This is a genomic window from Klebsiella sp. GW_Kp181 (assembly GCF_040062315.1).
Classification (GTDB): domain Bacteria; phylum Pseudomonadota; class Gammaproteobacteria; order Enterobacterales; family Enterobacteriaceae; genus Klebsiella; species Klebsiella oxytoca.
Genome location: NZ_JBEAFR010000045.1, coordinates 65,250 through 83,026, shown reverse-complemented (window position 1 = coordinate 83,026; position 17,777 = coordinate 65,250). Strand labels below are relative to the sequence as shown.

Annotated in this window: 13 protein-coding genes; 5 read left to right on the top strand and 8 right to left on the bottom strand. The window is 53.1% G+C overall.

All coding sequences use genetic code 11. The features are described 5' to 3' along the window. Positions 1-12: 12 nt before the first annotated feature. The 5 genes from ispC to rpsB form a co-directional block, all read right to left on the bottom strand. On the bottom strand, positions 13-1,212 hold the full coding sequence (gene ispC, locus ABLV11_RS08940; protein ID WP_004110719.1) for a 1-deoxy-D-xylulose-5-phosphate reductoisomerase: 1,200 nt from the start codon (positions 1,210-1,212) through the stop codon (positions 13-15). A 225-nt stretch (positions 1,213-1,437) separates the two neighbouring features. Continuing rightward, a complete protein-coding gene (gene frr, locus ABLV11_RS08935; RefSeq protein WP_004107940.1) occupies positions 1,438-1,995 on the bottom strand; it encodes a ribosome recycling factor in 558 nt (185 codons plus the stop codon). Between the two features lie 206 nt (positions 1,996-2,201). Next, positions 2,202-2,927 carry a UMP kinase gene (pyrH, locus tag ABLV11_RS08930; RefSeq protein WP_004098747.1) on the bottom strand — a complete coding sequence of 242 codons (726 nt, stop codon included), beginning with the start codon at positions 2,925-2,927 and terminating at the stop codon, positions 2,202-2,204. Positions 2,928-3,073: 146 nt separating this feature from the next. Beyond that, the gene (gene tsf / locus ABLV11_RS08925; RefSeq protein ID WP_004098746.1) at positions 3,074-3,925 is read right to left on the bottom strand and encodes a translation elongation factor Ts; all 852 of its coding nucleotides are present in this window, start codon (positions 3,923-3,925) and stop codon (positions 3,074-3,076) included. Positions 3,926-4,044: 119 nt separating this feature from the next. After that, positions 4,045-4,770 carry a 30S ribosomal protein S2 gene (gene rpsB, locus ABLV11_RS08920; protein ID WP_003856207.1) on the bottom strand — a complete coding sequence of 242 codons (726 nt, stop codon included), beginning with the start codon at positions 4,768-4,770 and terminating at the stop codon, positions 4,045-4,047. 323 nt (positions 4,771-5,093) lie between these two features. On the opposite strand from rpsB, the gene map reads away from it, so the two are divergent. The 5 genes from map (at position 5,094) to ABLV11_RS08895 (ending at position 13,265) form a co-directional block, all read left to right on the top strand. After that, complete coding sequence (gene map, locus ABLV11_RS08915) at positions 5,094-5,888, top strand: type I methionyl aminopeptidase (RefSeq protein WP_224329788.1); 795 nt, start codon at positions 5,094-5,096, stop codon at positions 5,886-5,888. Between the two features lie 192 nt (positions 5,889-6,080). Then, entirely contained in the window at positions 6,081-8,744 is a 2,664-nt protein-coding gene (gene glnD / locus ABLV11_RS08910) for a bifunctional uridylyltransferase/uridylyl-removing protein GlnD (RefSeq protein ID WP_105889724.1), read from the top strand. 33 nt (positions 8,745-8,777) lie between these two features. Further along, positions 8,778-9,602 carry a 2,3,4,5-tetrahydropyridine-2,6-dicarboxylate N-succinyltransferase gene (gene dapD, locus ABLV11_RS08905; RefSeq protein ID WP_004107948.1) on the top strand — a complete coding sequence of 275 codons (825 nt, stop codon included), beginning with the start codon at positions 8,778-8,780 and terminating at the stop codon, positions 9,600-9,602. 107 nt (positions 9,603-9,709) lie between these two features. After that, positions 9,710-10,099 carry a DUF3461 family protein gene (locus ABLV11_RS08900; protein WP_004098742.1) on the top strand — a complete coding sequence of 130 codons (390 nt, stop codon included), beginning with the start codon at positions 9,710-9,712 and terminating at the stop codon, positions 10,097-10,099. Positions 10,100-10,286: 187 nt separating this feature from the next. Further along, on the top strand, positions 10,287-13,265 hold the full coding sequence (locus ABLV11_RS08895) for a putative mucin/carbohydrate-binding domain-containing protein (protein ID WP_224329790.1): 2,979 nt from the start codon (positions 10,287-10,289) through the stop codon (positions 13,263-13,265). A gap of 37 nt (positions 13,266-13,302) precedes the next feature. On the opposite strand, the gene cdaR is transcribed toward ABLV11_RS08895, so the two are convergent. From cdaR to dgt, 3 genes are all read right to left on the bottom strand, one after another. Next, positions 13,303-14,460 carry a DNA-binding transcriptional regulator CdaR gene (gene cdaR / locus ABLV11_RS08890; RefSeq protein ID WP_004098741.1) on the bottom strand — a complete coding sequence of 386 codons (1,158 nt, stop codon included), beginning with the start codon at positions 14,458-14,460 and terminating at the stop codon, positions 13,303-13,305. Between the two features lie 190 nt (positions 14,461-14,650). Continuing rightward, positions 14,651-16,090: a serine endoprotease DegP gene (degP, locus tag ABLV11_RS08885; RefSeq protein ID WP_004107952.1), complete on the bottom strand. Its 1,440-nt coding sequence runs from the start codon at positions 16,088-16,090 to the stop codon at positions 14,651-14,653. A 134-nt stretch (positions 16,091-16,224) separates the two neighbouring features. After that, positions 16,225-17,739: a dGTPase gene (gene dgt / locus ABLV11_RS08880; protein ID WP_016808888.1), complete on the bottom strand. Its 1,515-nt coding sequence runs from the start codon at positions 17,737-17,739 to the stop codon at positions 16,225-16,227. Between the last annotated feature and the right edge of the window lie 38 nt (positions 17,740-17,777).

Below are 17,777 nucleotides of genomic sequence, written 5' to 3'. Positions count from 1 at the left end.
TCACAACGAGTATCAGAATTTGCGCTGCGCCGCTAGCAGCCGACCTGCGCTTGCCCGGGCCATAGCGTCAATAGCCAGTACTTCATCAATACTTTGCGGTTCATTTAGCGTCTGTTGATCCAAGACCGACTGATTGATTGCCGCAATATCGGTAAAGCGAATATCACCGTTGAGGAATGCCGCGACCGAGACTTCGTTTGCCGCATTCAGCGCGGTTGTCGCCGCCTGCCCCACGTCAAACGCGTCCATTGCCAGCTTCAGGCAGGGATAACGCGCATAGTCCGGCGCGGAGAAGCTCAGGTTGCTCAGTTGACAAAAATCCAACGGTTTTGCTCCTGAGTTGAGACGCTTTGGCCAGCCCATCGTATGGGCAATCGGCGTCCGCATATCCGGCTCGCCGAGCTGCGCCAGCACGCTGCCATCCTGATAGCGCACCATCGAATGAATCACCGATTGCGGATGAATCAGAACTTCCATCTGCTGCGCAGATGCATTAAACAACCAGCGGGCTTCGATATACTCCAGCCCCTTATTCATCATGGTGGCGGAGTCGACAGAAATCTTGCGCCCCATGGACCAGTTTGGATGCTTACATGCCCGATCGGGGGTCATCGCCGCCAGTTCCGAAATCGCCGTTTCGCGGAAAGGACCACCGGAGCCCGTTAGCAGAATCGACGACACGCCGTTTTGGGTTAAATCAGCGTACCCCAGATCCTGTTGAACTGTTTCCGGCATACTCTGAAAAATCGCATTGTGCTCGCTATCTACCGGTAACAAACGCGCTCCGTATCTCTGCACGGCCTCCATAAACAGACGGCCGCAGGTCACCAGCGACTCTTTGTTCGCCAGCAGCACCGTTTTACTCGCGCGAATAGCTGAAAGCGTCGGTACCAGGCCCGCTGCGCCGACAATCGCCGCCATGACCTGGTCAACGTCGTCGAGCGCTGCGACTTCCGCGGCAGCCTGCTGGCCGCTCATGACCTCAGTCCGGCTACCCTGCTCGCGCAGTTTTGACCGCAGCAGTTCAGCGCTGCGCGCATCATCCATTACCGCGTAACGAGGGGAGAATTCCAGACATTGTTCAACCATACGGTCGACATTTTTCCCGGCGACCAGCGCAGTGACAGAAAAACTATCTGGATTATGGCGCACCACGTCCAGCGTGCTGCAGCCGATAGAACCGGTCGAACCGAGAACGGTTAATTGCTTCATGAGGCGTCCAGAAAAGGTAGACAGGATTAAAAGCAAAACGCCGCCAGCAAACCCTTGTGCATCAATGATCGGATGGCAGAGCGGAGGCGCAGCGCCTTTGACATGGTGCCAAAGGCTACAAGGCCAGCCGTCTGAACGCAATCCCGAAAATTGAGCGTACGGTCTCCTGTACGGCGTTTCAGATTTTACGCAGGTCGATGGTCAGACCCGCGTGTCGGCAGAGAATCAGAACTGCATCAGTTCCGCTTCTTTATCCGCCAGCGCCGCATCAACTTTTTTGATAGCAGCATCAGTCATTTTCTGCACATCTTCCTGAGAACGGCGATCGTCATCTTCGCTGATCTCTTTCTCTTTCAGCAGTGCTTTTACTTTGTCGTTGGCATCGCGACGAACGTTACGTACGGCAACGCGCGCCTGTTCAGCTTCACCACGCACGATTTTGGTCAGATCTTTACGACGTTCTTCGGTCAGCGGCGGCAGCGGAACGCGGATATCGCTTCCCGCGGAGCTTGGGTTCAGACCGAGGTCGGAAGCCATAATCGCTTTTTCAACGGCCGGGCTCATAGAGCGATCGAAAACGTTGATCTTCAGCGTGCGGGAGTCTTCTACCGTTACGCTAGCCAGCTGGCGCAGCGGGGTCGGCGTGCCGTAGTATTCCACGATAATGCCATCCAGCAGGCTGGGAGAAGCACGACCCGTGCGTATTTTGCTGATTTGGGTTTTGAACGCTTCGACGCATTTCTCCATGCGTACTTCAGCATCTTTTCTGATATCGCTAATCACGTTACGAATCCTTGAAAACTTGTCTCAGACAGACCAGACGGTCGCCCACTGCAAAAGTGAGCTAAGTATAGTCATGTTTATGCTCAGCGTCCTTCAGGCTGAGGAATCAGCCGCAGCATTCCGTCCACCGAGCATGTTGAAAACCATCGGGTCAAAAACCCGAAAAAGTAAGGCCGAATATTACCCGTATTTGGCGCCGACGGGAATTACTCCGTAATTAATGTGCCTTCTTTTTCGCCCATCACCACGCGACGCAGCGCGCCAGGCTTATTCATATTGAATACGCGAATCGGCAATTTGTGGTCGCGGGCCAGGGTAAAGGCAGCAAGATCCATCACTTTCAGCTCTTTATCCAGCACTTCGCTGTAGGTCAGCTGATCGTACATGGTTGCAGAAGGATCCTTGGCCGGATCGGCGGTAAAGACACCGTCGACTTTGGTCGCTTTTAGCACCACATCGGCTTCAATTTCAATACCGCGCAGGCAGGCAGCGGAATCGGTAGTAAAGAATGGGTTACCGGTACCCGCGGAAAGAATCACTACGCGGTTGTTACGCAGCAGGCTAATTGCTTCTGCCCAGCTGTAGTTATCACACACGCCGTTCAGCGGAATCGCTGACATCAGGCGGGCGTTCACATAGGCGCGATGAAGTGCATCACGCATTGCAAGGCCGTTCATGACCGTTGCCAGCATGCCCATGTGGTCGCCCACAACGCGGTTCATACCTGCTTTCGCCAGACCAGCACCACGGAAAAGGTTACCGCCACCAATCACTACGCCAACCTGAATACCCAGCTCAACCAGTTCTTTAATTTCCTGAGCCATGCGGTCAAGTATGCTCGCATCAATACCGAAGCCTTCTGAACCTTGCAGAGCTTCGCCACTTAACTTAAGCAGAATACGTTTGTAGACGGGTTTTGCATTGGTAGCCATGTTTCTTTCCTGAGACTGTCAACGAATGAGATGAGTTAATTCCGGCGACATTGTACGTCGCTTTTCAGCGTGCCCACTATAGCGGTTGGCTGAATTTACACATTAGGCGCAAAAAGAAGCCGCCCTCAGGCGGCTCCTTTTGAAAATTAAGACTGCTTGGACATCGCAGCAACTTCTGCTGCAAAGTCAGTCTCAACTTTCTCAATGCCTTCGCCCACTTCAAAGCGGATGAAGCCAGTCACGTCAGCGTTATGCTCTTTCAGCAGCTGAGCAACAGATTTGCTCGGATCCATAACGAACGGCTGACCGGTCAGAGAAACTTCGCCGGTGAATTTCTTCATGCGGCCTTCAACCATTTTCTCTGCGATTTCTTTCGGCTTGCCAGACTGCATGGCGATATCCAGCTGAACCTGGTACTCTTTTTCTACCACTTCAGCGGAAACGTCTTCCGGCTTAACGAATTCAGGCTTGCTTGCAGCGATGTGCATAGCCAGCTGTTTAACCAGCTCTTCGCTCGCGCCTTTAGCAGCAACCAGAACACCGATACGCGCGCCGTGCTGGTAAGAACCCAGTACTTCGCCTTCCAGGGAAGACACGCGACGGATGTTGATGTTCTCACCGATTTTAGCAACCAGCGCAACGCGTTCTTCTTCGAACTGTGCTTTCAGAACTTCAACGTCGGTGATTTTGCCAGCAACTGCAGCATCCAGAACTTTGTTAGCAAATGCCTGGAAGCCACCATCTTTAGCAACGAAGTCAGTCTGGCAGTTAACTTCCAGAATGATGCCGTAGGTGCCATCGATTTTGGTAATGATGACGCCGTCAGCTGCAACGTTGCCTGCTTTTTTCGCTGCTTTAATAGCACCGGATTTACGCATGTTTTCGATTGCCAGCTCGATGTCGCCGTTCGCTTCAGTCAGCGCTTTTTTGCAATCCATCATGCCTGCGCCAGTACGCTCGCGCAGCTCTTTTACCAGGGATGCGGTAATTTCAGCCATTCTTTAATCCTCGGGAGATGTGATCTGCCCGGTTCCAGGAACCAGACAGATTTGAAAGTGAAAAAGGGGCCGCTAAGAGGCCCCTATTTATACACGGTACTAAATAAGGGTATGCCTTATTATTCAGCTTCTACGAAGCTTTCTTCCGCCTGAGAAGCCAGATCCTGAGAACGGCCTTCACGAACGGTAGCAGCAACAGCGCTCAGGTACAGGCTAACTGCACGGATTGCGTCGTCGTTACCCGGGATAACGAAGTCAACGCCGTCCGGATCGGAGTTAGTATCAACGATAGCAAATACCGGAATACCCAGGTTGTTTGCTTCTTTGATTGCGATGTGCTCGTGGTCAGCGTCGATAACGAACAGCGCGTCCGGCAGGCCGCCCATGTCTTTGATACCGCCCAGGCTGTTTTCCAGCTTGTCCAGCTCACGAGTGCGCATCAGCGCTTCTTTCTTGGTCAGCTTGTCGAAAGTACCGTCCTGGGACTGAGTTTCCAGGTCTTTCAGACGTTTGATAGACTGACGAACGGTTTTCCAGTTAGTCAGCATACCGCCCAGCCAGCGATGGTTCACGAAGAACTGGTCGCAGCTGTTAGCAGCGTCTTTTACCGCTTCGCTTGCAGCGCGCTTAGTACCAACGAAAAGGATTTTACCTTTGCGAGAAGAGATCTTGTTCAGTTCAGCCAGCGCTTCGTTGAACATCGGTACAGTTTTCTCAAGGTTGATGATGTGAACTTTGTTACGCGCACCGAAGATGAAAGGCTTCATTTTCGGGTTCCAGTAACGGGTCTGGTGACCAAAGTGAACACCAGCCTTGAGCATGTCGCGCATGGAAACAGTTGCCATGTTTAAAACCTCTATAGATAAAAGTTGGGGTTATGCCTCCACGTATCCCATATTACCGACCCCAAAGGGCACCCCGGAATATGTGCCGATACGTGTGTGTTGTTACACAAAGTGAGATTTGTCGCTTCAGTCCATCTTGTGTATCTGAGAATGGAACAGAAGTCCGGCGCGCTTTATATCACAAAACAGGACCGGACACCAACTGTTGTTGACGTCGCGTGCTGTTAATGATTCTCAATTTGGCAGCAGGACGCCCGGACTGTTAACATTGTTCAGACATAATCTATTATTGTCGAAAAAATCGACACTGCTGGACACAATCCATGGCTATTTCTATCAAGACATCTGAAGACATCGAAAAAATGCGCGTTGCCGGCCGCCTGGCCGCTGAAGTGCTGGAAATGATCGAACCCTACGTAAAACCGGGCATTAGCACCGGCGAACTGGACCGCATCTGCAACGATTATATCGTTAACGAGCAAAAAGCCGTTTCTGCCTGCCTGGGCTATCACGGTTTTCCCAAATCCGTCTGCATCTCTATTAATGAAGTGGTGTGCCACGGGATCCCGGACGACGGCAAGCTGCTGAAAGATGGCGATATCGTCAACATTGACGTCACCGTCATTAAAGATGATTTCCACGGCGATACGTCAAAGATGTTTATCGTCGGCAAGCCGACTATTCTTGGCGAGCGCCTGTGCCGCATTACCCAGGAAAGCCTCTATCTGGCCCTCAAAATGGTCAAACCGGGAATCAATCTGCGCACTATCGGCGCAGCTATTCAGAAATACGTTGAAGCCGAAGGTTTCTCCGTGGTGCGCGAGTATTGCGGACACGGTATCGGCCGCGGTTTTCATGAAGAGCCGCAGGTGTTGCACTACGATTCTCCGGAAACCAACGTGGTGCTCAAGCCAGGCATGACCTTTACCATTGAGCCGATGGTCAACGCCGGCAAAAAAGAGATCCGCAGCATGAAAGACGGCTGGACGGTAAAAACCAAAGACCGGAGCTTGTCTGCACAGTATGAGCATACTATTGTGGTGACAGACAACGGCTGTGAAATACTGACGTTACGCAAGGATGACACCATCCCGGCGATAATCTCGCACAACGATTGATGAAAAGCCGGCGCCAGCCGGCTTTTTTATGACGAGCACCCTGTGGGCCGCCGCAAGCGACGTTAAAAATCGCTCCCGGCGATTTTTTATGACGGGCATCCTTGCCCGTCACCCTAAGGGCCGCCGCAAGCGACGTTAAAAATCGCTCCCGGCGATTTTTTATGGGCGATAGTTTTTTCTTATGGTGGCGCGATGAGCAACTCTTTATCTGATACTGTCTCCCCTTCCCTGGCCGGACAGCCCGCTAATCCGGGCCGCTGGCCGAAGAGTGATTTCAACTGCGCGGCTATCAAGACGCATATCGACGCTTTCCAGCGCTGGCTGGGCGAGGCTTTTGACCAGGGCATCGTCGCAGAGAAGTTGATTGAGGCGCGGACCGAATTTATCGATCAGCTGCTCCAGCGGCTGTGGATTGAGTACGGTTTCGGGTCAATTAATGACATCGCGCTGGTCGCCGTCGGCGGTTACGGTCGCGGCGAACTCCACCCGCTGTCAGATATCGATCTGCTTATCCTGAGTCGTAAAAAGCTGCCCGATGAGCAGGCCCAGAAGGTCGGCGAGCTGCTGACGCTACTGTGGGATATTAAACTGGAAGTTGGCCACAGCGTGCGCACCCTCGAAGAGTGCCTGCTTGAGGGGCTATCAGACCTCAGCGTCGCCACCAACTTGATCGAATCGCGTCTGCTTATAGGCGACGTCGCGCTGTTCCTTGAACTGCAAAAGCACATCTTCAGCGACGGCTTCTGGCCATCGGAAAAATTCTTTGCGGCAAAAGTTGAAGAACAGAATGTCCGCCATCAGCGCTATCACGGAACCAGCTATAATCTGGAGCCGGATGTGAAAAGCAGCCCCGGCGGCCTGCGCGATATTCATACTCTGCAGTGGATCGCGCGCCGCCATTTCGGCGCCACCTCGCTTGATGAAATGGTCGGTTTCGGCTTCCTGACCGAAGCCGAGCGCAACGAGCTTAATGAATGCCTGCATCAGCTGTGGCGGATTCGTTTTGCGCTTCATCTTGAGCTCAACCGCTACGATAATCGCCTGCTGTTCGACAGGCAATTCAGCGTCGCCCGTCGCCTGCGCTATGAAGGCGAAGGCAACCAGCCGATCGAACATATGATGAAGGATTTCTTCCGCGTCACTCGTCGGGTCAGCGAGCTGAACCAAATGCTTATCCAGCTGTTTGAAGAAGCGATTCTGGCGCTCACCGAAGATGAGAAACCGCGGCCGATTGATGATGATTTTCAGCTGCGCGGCACGCTTATCGATCTGCGCGACGACACGCTGTTTATCCGCGAACCGCAGGCGATTCTGCGCATGTTCTTTATGATGGTGCGCAACAGCAGCATCACCGGTATCTACTCCACCACGCTTCGCCATCTGCGCCACGCCCGGCGCCATCTGACGCAACCGCTTTGCTATATTCCCGAAGCGCGGACCCTGTTCCTCAGTATGCTGCGCCATCAGGGCGCGGTTAGCCGGGGACTGCTGCCGATGCACCGCCATAGCGTGCTGTGGGCCTATATGCCGCAATGGTCGCATATTGTTGGTCAAATGCAGTTTGACCTGTTTCACGCCTATACCGTCGATGAACACACTATCCGCGTACTGCTCAAGCTGGAGAGCTTCGCCAAAGAAGAGATCCGTAGCCGTCACCCGCTGTGCGTTGAGCTGTGGCCGCGCCTGACGCATCCGGAGCTGATCTTTATCGCCGCCCTCTTCCACGATATCGCCAAAGGGCGCGGCGGCGACCATTCAATTCTCGGCGCGCAGGATGTGTTGAAATTCGCCGAGCTCCACGGTCTTAACTCTCGCGAAACCCAGCTGGTCGCCTGGCTGGTGCGCCATCATCTGCTGATGTCGGTCACCGCCCAGCGCCGTGATATCCAGGATCCGGAAGTGATCAAGCAGTTTGCCGAAGAGGTACAGACGGAGAATCGTCTGCACTATCTGGTCTGCCTGACCGTTGCCGATATCTGCGCCACCAACGAAAACCTGTGGAATAGCTGGAAGCAAAGCCTGCTGCGCGAGCTCTATTTCGCCACCGAAAAGCAGCTGCGCCGGGGAATGCAAAATACGCCGGATATGCGCGAGCGGGTGCGTCACCACCAGCTACAGGCGCTGGCGCTGCTGCGAATGGAAAATATTAATGAACAGGCGCTGCATCAAATATGGAACCGCTGCCGCGCGAACTACTTCGTGCGCCATACGCCAAACCAGCTCGCCTGGCATGCGCGCAATCTGCTGCAGCACGATCTCAGTAAGCCGATGATCCTGCTCAGTTCCCACGCCTCGCGCGGCGGCACCGAGATTTTTATCTGGAGTCCGGACCGCCCTTATCTCTTTGCCGCCGTTTGCGGCGAGCTGGATCGACGTAATCTTAGCGTTCACGATGCGCAGATCTTTACTACCCGCGACGGTATGGCGATGGATACCTTTATTGTTCTTGAGCCGGACGGAAGTCCGCTTTCCGCCGACAGGCACGAAATGATCCGCGTGGGCCTGGAACAGACCATCACCCAGCGCAGCTGGCAGCCGCCGGCTCCCCGCCGTCAGGCGGCAAAACTGAGGCATTTCTCCGTCCCAACGGAGGTTAATTTCCTGCCGACGCATACCGACCGCAAATCTTTTCTGGAACTGATTGCTCTCGATCAGCCGGGTCTGTTAGCGCGCGTTGGTCAGGTGTTTGCCGACCTCGGAATTTCGCTCCACGGCGCGCGAATTACGACAATTGGTGAGCGAGTAGAAGATTTATTTATAATCGCCACCGCAGACCGGCGTGCCCTTAATAATGAGCTGCAGCAAGAAGTGCAACAACGGTTGACAGAGGCCCTCAATCCAAACGATAAAGGGTAACGTATTTTTTTAAGTAAATGGAAAGAGTAAACAATGCAGCAATTACAGAACGTTATTGAGTCCGCCTTTGAGCGTCGCGCCGACATCACCCCGGCAAACGTGGATACCGTAACCCGCGAAGCGGTTAACCAGGTGATTTCTCTGCTTGATTCCGGCGCGCTGCGTGTCGCTGAAAAAGTCGACGGCCAGTGGGTCACCCATCAATGGCTGAAGAAAGCGGTTCTGCTCTCTTTCCGTATTAACGATAACCAGGTTATCGATGGTGCGGAGAGCCGCTACTTCGATAAAGTCCCAATGAAATTCGCGGATTATGATGAAGCGCGCTTCCAGAAAGAAGGCTTCCGCGTCGTTCCGCCAGCGGCCGTTCGCCAGGGAGCGTTTATCGCTCGCAACACGGTTCTGATGCCGTCCTATGTGAACATCGGCGCGTACGTTGACGAAGGTACCATGGTTGATACCTGGGCGACCGTCGGCTCCTGCGCGCAGATCGGTAAAAACGTTCACCTGTCCGGCGGCGTCGGCATCGGCGGCGTGCTGGAGCCGCTGCAGGCTAACCCTACTATTATCGAAGATAACTGCTTTATCGGCGCGCGTTCTGAAGTGGTTGAAGGCGTGATCGTTGAAGAGGGTTCCGTGATCTCCATGGGCGTCTATCTCGGCCAGAGCACCAAAATCTACGATCGCGAAACCGGTGAAGTGTTCTACGGCCGCGTGCCGGCAGGCTCCGTTGTCGTCTCCGGCAACCTGCCGTCGAAAGATGGCAAGTACAGCCTGTACTGCGCGGTCATCGTGAAGAAAGTTGATGCCAAAACCCGCGGCAAAGTCGGAATCAACGAACTTCTGCGTACTATCGACTAAGCAGTATAAAAAGCGGGAGGCATCCCGCTTTTTTTATATATTGAGCTGGCGAAGATGGATTTTTTCGTTAATTATTCAAAGATTACGATGATATCAAAGGTACCGTTATGTACGATAATCTGAAAAGTCTTGGTATTACCAATCCTGATGAAATCGATCGCTATAGCCTGCGGCAGGAAGCCAATAACGATATTCTGAAAATCTACTTTCAGAAGGATAAAGGCGAGTTCTTCGCCAAGAGCGTCAAGTTTAAATATCCGCGTCAGCGCAAAACCGTGGTCGCCGACGGCGTGGGCCAGGGCTATAAAGAAGTTCAGGAGATTAGCCCTAACCTACGCTATATCATCGACGAGCTGGATCAAATCTGTCAGCGCGATCGTACCGAAATCGATCTGAAACGTAAGATCCTGGACGACCTGCGTCACCTGGAAAGCGTTGTCACGAATAAGATCAGCGAAATTGAATCCGATCTGGAAAAACTGACGCGAAATAAATAAGCCTGATACGGGCCAGAGTCTGGCCCTGTTTCCCCCTCTCTTCTCTCACTCATGCCTCATCTGCGAACTCAGTGAACCTCAGATTTTCGTCTCTCATCTCATTTCATCTCATTTTACTATCCACATGAATTACATAATAAAATAATGACATGTATGTTCATTTTCCACCTAAAAAGGAGGTCATACTATGACACTGGAAATTGAACAAACATGTTATACTCTGCAATCTGCGCCCTGGCTGGATCGCGCAGATTTTCAAAAAGGACGCAAGCACGATCGTCAGCCTCTGGGCTTTATTCTGCCCGCCAATACGGTGCTGCAAATCCGCCAGCCGGATATTAGTAACGGTAATGCGATCCTACGCCTGCTGTGCGATGATACCGCGGTAGAGAGCACCTGCACGCTGGCCACAGGCTGGAAAACAGTCAGCGCAGCCGTCGATACCGTCCCTTTTGTCGATACTCTGTTTACTGACCAGCCCTGCGAGTTCACTATCGTCTATCAGCAACCTGCGGCAACTAAACCCCTACCGAGCTGGAAAGCGGGCCAATCCGAGGATGAATTTTTCTTCAGTTGGGAGAAAAATAAATCGTCATTCGCGCTGCTTGATTTGGATGTTATTACCCTGCTGCTGCCCTATGCCGACCGCGATAATGCGATGAAAGCGGGCTTACCGGCACTGCACCGTTTTTATACCCACATTTTCAAATGTTATAACGAGTGGGCTGGTCTAAGCGATAATCCGGATGCGCCGTGGAACCAGGATGTTGCCAACCGCTACTTTGTACGAGCTGATAAACATGGCGTCGGCCTGGCTTATTATGGTTCAGGGTGGTGCGCACAAAACTCCGCAACCATTGGCGAAGGCTGGCTGGATAACGTCGCCACGCAGTGGGTAATCCTGCATGAGATTGGCCACGGTTATCAGGGTAAATTTATGCAGGACACCACTCTGCCCGTTAGTGAGGTGTGGAATAATATTTACGCCTCGTTCTACCAGCAGCTCACGCTGAACCAGGATAATCATCTCTATGTTGATGGCTGGCTTTATAACTATGGCCAGCAGGCCGTGCAAGAAGTCCAGCTAATGAACTATATTAACGACCAGACGCCGGTAGCCAGCTGGGGCCTGCGTCCGCGTCTGCAATTTTTGATGCTGATGCTGCTCAAAGCGGGAACCAAAGCATTTAGCGCCTTCAACCAAAACTATCGTGAACTGGCCAATGGGGATAACTTCTGGCCGTCCGATCATCAGCTTGTTGATATGCTGGCGACCGCCATTGCTACCGCCACTGGGTATGATGTGACTCCATTTATCGAGCTAGGCGGCTTAACGCTGGAAAATGCTACCCGAAAAAATATCGCCGCGATGGGCGCAAAACCGCTCTATCCGCTATATCTTTTACTTCCGCAAAGCGAATGGGATAGCGCGCGGCGGCAGCTGGGCCTGGATTCCTTCGTCTGGCTGGTGGATAACAGCGAACTGGCATCATTAGGCAAAACGGGCACGCTTTCCCTGACGCTCAATATCGACCAGCCGGATCAAATCTACGGTCGGACGCTGACTATCAAGGATAATTGCGGCACGCGTTATTCCCTGCTTGTCGATGATGACACCTTGCTTCTGAATGACATTCCCATTGGCATTTATCAGATCGATCCACCGAAGGGCCGTTCACAAAAATATCGTCCGGACATCAGCTATCTTATTGTAAAAGAAGGTGCCAATGCCGCTACCGTCAACTATACCCGGCTAAGCGACACCAGCGCGCACAACGTGAGAATGGACTTTTTAGGTCTTAGCGATAAGCTATTTGCCTGTCTTGATATCGATTACGAAAATCAGCAACTTATTTTAGACGTTATCAGCACTACGCCGCATAGCTACTATCCTGATACGCTGTATGCTAGCGTAAGCGTTCTTTCCGCGAGCGGTGAAAAGATTTTTGAGCGCAAAATGAACGGCACGAACTGCGCCACCGGTAAGGAGATTGTTCCCTTCGGCCCTCACTATCACTTATATATTACTCACGTCGAGCCGGGACGACTGAAAGCCTCGCCGGGATATTTAACGCTGCTCTCAAGTGGAAAATTCCAGCTGATGCGCATTGATGATAATGGGCTTTATAGCTTTATCCTCGACAATAATCCGGCAGAAGACTTACAGACTATTTTCGAACACAATGCTCTGGCGATACGTAGCAAGCCATGGCTGTTAGCACAGGAAGAGAGCGTAAGTAAAAACGATCTCTGGCTGCTGCTCTCTCGTATGGAAGAGCCTCAGCGCAGCAAATTGCTCAAAGAGTATGCCGACGTCCTGCCCCAGGATAATAGCGAACCGGGCGAACTGACGGGCAAAAGCGTTACCCTCAATCTCAGAGGGCAAGGCAATAAAGATTTCTGCCAGATCGTTATCGATAATCAGCAGCACGCAATGACGGTCGCCACGCGTACCGGCGCGCCGCACCCGTATTATGTTTCCCATACCTATGCCAGCATTACGGTAACCGGAGCGGACGAAACGGTGGTTTATCACCGCAACTATGCTGGCGCGGCCAGCAACCGGGCAAACAGCGAAACTATCGCGCTCGCTGAAAATATGATCATCGAGGTTTTCCATGATGAGCCATTCCGCTCCAGCGCCAGCAACGATACGACTCATAGTGCCATTACGCTGAAGCAGCACAACTGCTGGCGGGTAGTGAAGGATGGGCTGACGACCTGTTCGCTTATACCCGAAGAGCAGGATGAGGAAACCCCTGATGCTGAGGAGGGGGCAACAGAGCTTTACGGCGATCTCTTCACCTGGCAGCTGCTCGGCGAAAATAATACCCGTTTCGCGACGATGGAGATGGATATTGGCGGCGGCGTGCTGACCTTTGCCGCCAGCCCTGGGGTGCCGAATAAGCAATTTACGACGACCTATGCCACGGTAAATGTCTACAATACGCGCGGCTCGGTGGTTTATCGCCAGTCCATTAAAGGCTCATCGCAGCTTGGCGATTATATAGATACGGCAATACTTGATGAGGGCTATATCGTCGAAGTCTTTCATGCCGAAGCCGGAGATCGCTCCGTCATCATCAATCCGTTAAATGGTCATTCCTGGGCACAGCCTAATACCGTCTCCTGGCAAGTCACGGCCCGCGGACTGCAGCGCCTGTAATCCGCCATTCCCACTCCCGCCTGCGGCGGGAGTGTTTTTAACGCTGCTCATCCAGCTGGAGTGCAATATACAGCAGCAGACGATCGTCAAAATTTCCCAAATCCAGCCCCGTCAGTTCAGAAATACGGTTCAAGCGATATTCCAGCGTATTACGATGGATAAATAGCGCTTTGGAGGTCGCCAACGGCTGCACGTTATGACGAAACCAGGCCTGTAAAGTACGGCGCAGCAGGCCATTGTTATCCATCGCCTTCAGGCGAACCAGCGGGCGCGCCAGCTCATTGGCCTGCCAGCCACCGCGCAGGCTATCCAGCAGGACCGGCAGCATCAAATCCTGGTAGAAATAGCTACGGCTTTCGGGCATCCGCTGCTTGCCGACCATCATCGTGGTCCGGGCGGTGCGGTACGAGCGAGCAATGCTGCCCGGCCCGGTAAAGAAATTGCCCAGCGCCACGCGAAAACGCAGCTGACCGTTCTCTTTCATCCGGCTAATTAGCTGCTCAACGCGTTTGCAGTGATCTTCTGCATCCCAGCGCCCAAAGGCATTCAGCGCGGGCTTCAGCACCACCATCTCGGTCAGCGAGACAATGGCCACCAGATTATTACGATCCGGCGTGGTCAGCGCGGTTTGCAGCTGCTGCAGTTCCGCCATCGCGCTATCGACGCCCAGCTGGCCGCTATCTACTTCAATCATCGCCACGACGCGCGGTTGATTGAGATCGATCCCCAGACGCTGCGCCCACTCAGTCAGCGCTGGCGTGTTCTCTTCCGCCTGAATCAGGTTCATGACCAGCTCTTCGCGCAAACGGCTATCCTGGGCCAGGAGATGCATCAGCCGCGATTGTTCCAGCATCATCTCGGCGGTCATACAAACCAGTTCCCCGTATTTGCGCAGCGACTCCGGTTCCCCGGTCAGACCGATTACGCCGACGATCTCTCCTTCCAGACGCAGCGGCAGATTGATCCCCTGACGCACGCCGTGCAGGTGGCGGGCAACAGCATCATCAATGTCGACAACCCGTCCCTGAGAAAGCACCAGCAGCGCCCCTTCGTGCAATTCACCAATTCGCTCGCGGTCACCGCTGCCGATAATGCGCCCTCGGGCATCCATCACGTTAATATTGGTATCAATGATGCGCATCGTGCGCGCCACGATATCCTGCGCCATTTTGGTATCAAGATGCCAGCCAGCCATGTAACCCTCCCGTGAGCAGGCTACCAGCATAGAAGAGTTGGCAAAACGCCGCATTGTGCATTTGCCCAAAGCCGGGGAGAGAAGTATGGAGTTGTGGAAGATGTCACAGAACCAAAAATGGAACCCTCAGCAGAAAGAAAAAGCCCCTTCCCTCCGCAAGGAGAGAAGGGGCTTTGCAGACGGCGACGAATTACTGCATCAGCAGATAAATAGTCGCATCGCCGCGCTGAATGTTCAGCGCCAGAACAGAGGGCTTGGCATCAAAGATTTTGCGCAGGTCGGCAATATTTTTCACCGGTTGCTGGTTAGCGCCAACGATGATATCGCCTTTTTTCAGGCCAATCTGCGCCGCCGGAGTGCCCGCTTTCACGTTGCTCACCACGACGCCTTTGTCCTGGCCTTTGTTGCTCATTTCCGCACCTTCAATACCGTTGAAGATCGTGCTGGAATCAACCTGATTCTGGTTGCTCTGCTGCAGCTCAACGGTCACCGTCACCGGCTTACCGTCGCGCAGCAGGCCAAGCTCGACTTTGCTGCCGATCGGCATGGTACCCACCTGGGCACGCAGAGCGGCGAAGCTGCTGATCGATTTACCGTTCAGCGTGGTAATCACATCGCCGGCTTTAATGCCCGCCTTAGCGGCGGCCGAGTTTGGCATGACCTGGCTGACGAACGCGCCGCGCTGCGCATCAACTTTCATCGCTTTCGCCAGCTCGGAATTCAGCTCGGTACCCATGATACCCAGCTCACCGCGCTTCACCTGGCCAAACTTAACCATCTGATCGGTAAGGTTTTTCACCATGTTGCTCGGAATAGCGAAGCCGATACCAATGTTGCCGCCGTCCGGCGCCAGAATCGCGGTGTTGATACCGATCAGCTCGCCGTTCAGGTTAACCAACGCGCCGCCGGAGTTACCGCGGTTAATGGCCGCATCGGTCTGGATAAAGTTCTCATAGTTTTCAACGTTCAGGCCGCTACGACCTAACGCGGAGACGATCCCCGAGGTCACGGTTTCGCCCAGACCAAACGGGTTACCGATCGCTACGGTGTAATCGCCGACGCGCAGAGCGTCAGAGTCCGCCAGTTTAATCGCGCTCAGGTTTTTCGGATCCTGAATTTGAATCAGCGCAATATCAGAACGCGGGTCTTTGCCGACGACTTTCGCGTCGAACTTACGGCCATCGCTCAGCTGAACTTTAATGGTTGTCGCGTTATCCACGACGTGGTTGTTGGTGACGACATAGCCTTTAGCGGCATCAATGATGACCCCGGAACCGAGGGCCATAAATTTCTGCTGCTGTCCGCCGTTACCGCCCGGCGCGCCGCCTTGTCCGCCGCCCTGACAGAACGGAGAGCTCTGGAACGGTGAACCATCCTGGCAGAATGGTGAATTATCGCCAAAGAACTGCTGGAAGTTTCGCGGCATCCGCGGCGTATTAACGGTGGTGCTCCCCTCAACGTTAATGCTCACGACCGACGGCATCACTTTTTCCAGCATCGGCGCCAGGCTTGGCATCTGCTGCGCATTAGTTGCCGAAGAAGCTGTTTCCGCCGCGCTCGCAGAGAGAGGGGACAACGCCAGACCTAAACTCAGAGCCAGGGCACTCATTGCTAACGTGGTTTTTTTCATATGTTTCAATCTCGATTTCAGATAACGAATAGTTGCTGTGTAGGTGACTATCAGAGTCATTTTATAGCGCGAAGTTCCGGAATGAAGTTTTGGTAAAAGTAAAAATTTATTGTCCGTCTTTACAAAACTCAGCCTTATTCTACGGCCATCAGGCGACGATATTCATCCCATGCATACAAGTCGGTCATTCCGCTGATATAGTCCTGAATGAGACGACAGCGATAATAATATTCCATCACCGGAAATTCCGGATTACTGCGTGAAATCTTATTTACGGCCTCGACGTAAGCCAGCCGATGGCGAGTCGAAAGTTTCTGGAACAGACGCGAAGCAATCGGTAAACTCCGCACCCGCTCTTTTTCCACCAGCAGACTAAACTCATCGAGCGATAATTTTAGCAACGGCTGGTATATATCTAACAAACCACTAATCACGCGATAACCTTGCAGTTCCAGCTGCTCAACGTCAGGATGGCTAAACACATGTTTTACCGCAACATTTTTGTATAGTTCAAGCAGCTGACTGCAATCGCTATCGTCTTCAAGCAGCGCGTGATTAAAATCGCCGCTGAAAATCTTCTCCAGGTTATCAATAAACCGACGCGCCGCGTACGGTACCAGCCTATTGAGCGTATTCACCCGTAAATACATAAAAAACTGATCTTCAGTGCTGCGACTCAGAGAATTCGCACGCGATTTCTCCCAGGCGTTTTCGACAACTTGATTAAACAAGGAGCCTTTTTCGTGAACCCCCCAGGCCTCATAGAGATGCTGATAAAGCTGCTCTACGCTGAAGATGCGTTTTTCTACCGCATCCTCAAGGTCGGCAACGCAATATGAGATATCATCCGCGGCTTCCATAATCCACGTTAATGGGAATCGATTGTAAGGAGCCAGATCCAGTTCTTTACGCAACCTCGCAACATAGCCTTCTTCGGCTAAATAATAACCAGGTTTCTTCATTAAATAATTGTGGCTGGCCGGCGGTTCCCCGCGCCACCATGCCGGACGGGTATATTTTAAAATACAGCCCACCTGCGCCCAGGTCAGATTCATTCGCATCAGCGTATGCACTAACCGAATGCCCTGCGCATTTCCCTCAAACCAGCACAAATCCTGGCGAACCTTACGGCGAAGCTCATTCAGTTGGCTATCGCCTTCCTGCAGGCGCAGCGCCGCAACTACGCAGCGATCGTCGGTTAACGGCTGGCTGGCCGCATCGCCGGGAAAAAGCCGCTGGCTGAACCAATCGTTAATTGCCGCCTCGCCAAAATGGCCAAATGGCGGATTGCCGATATCGTGCATCAGGCAGGCCATTTCAACAATGCTCTCAAACGGCCCGGTGAGCTCATCCAGCCCGTAGCGTTCGAGCAGCTTCTGCTCTTTCAGCCGGCTCAGCACCTCTTTAGCGATATAGCGGCCCACCTGCTGAACTTCCAGGGAGTGGGTCAACCGCGTACGCACCGCAGCGTTGCGCTCCAGCGGGAAAACCTGAGTTTTTTGCTGCAGCCGGCGGATCGCTGGCGAGTTAATGATGCGCCCGCGATCGCTTTCGAAAATTCGCAGGATTTCTCGCTCCGTCTCAACGCCCTGCGGTGAACGGTAGCGGCGACGCCAGTTAATCTTGTTGCGAAAATCGATCTTAGCCATGATCTCCCCCGAGCGAGCAATAACGTTTCCTTCTAAGC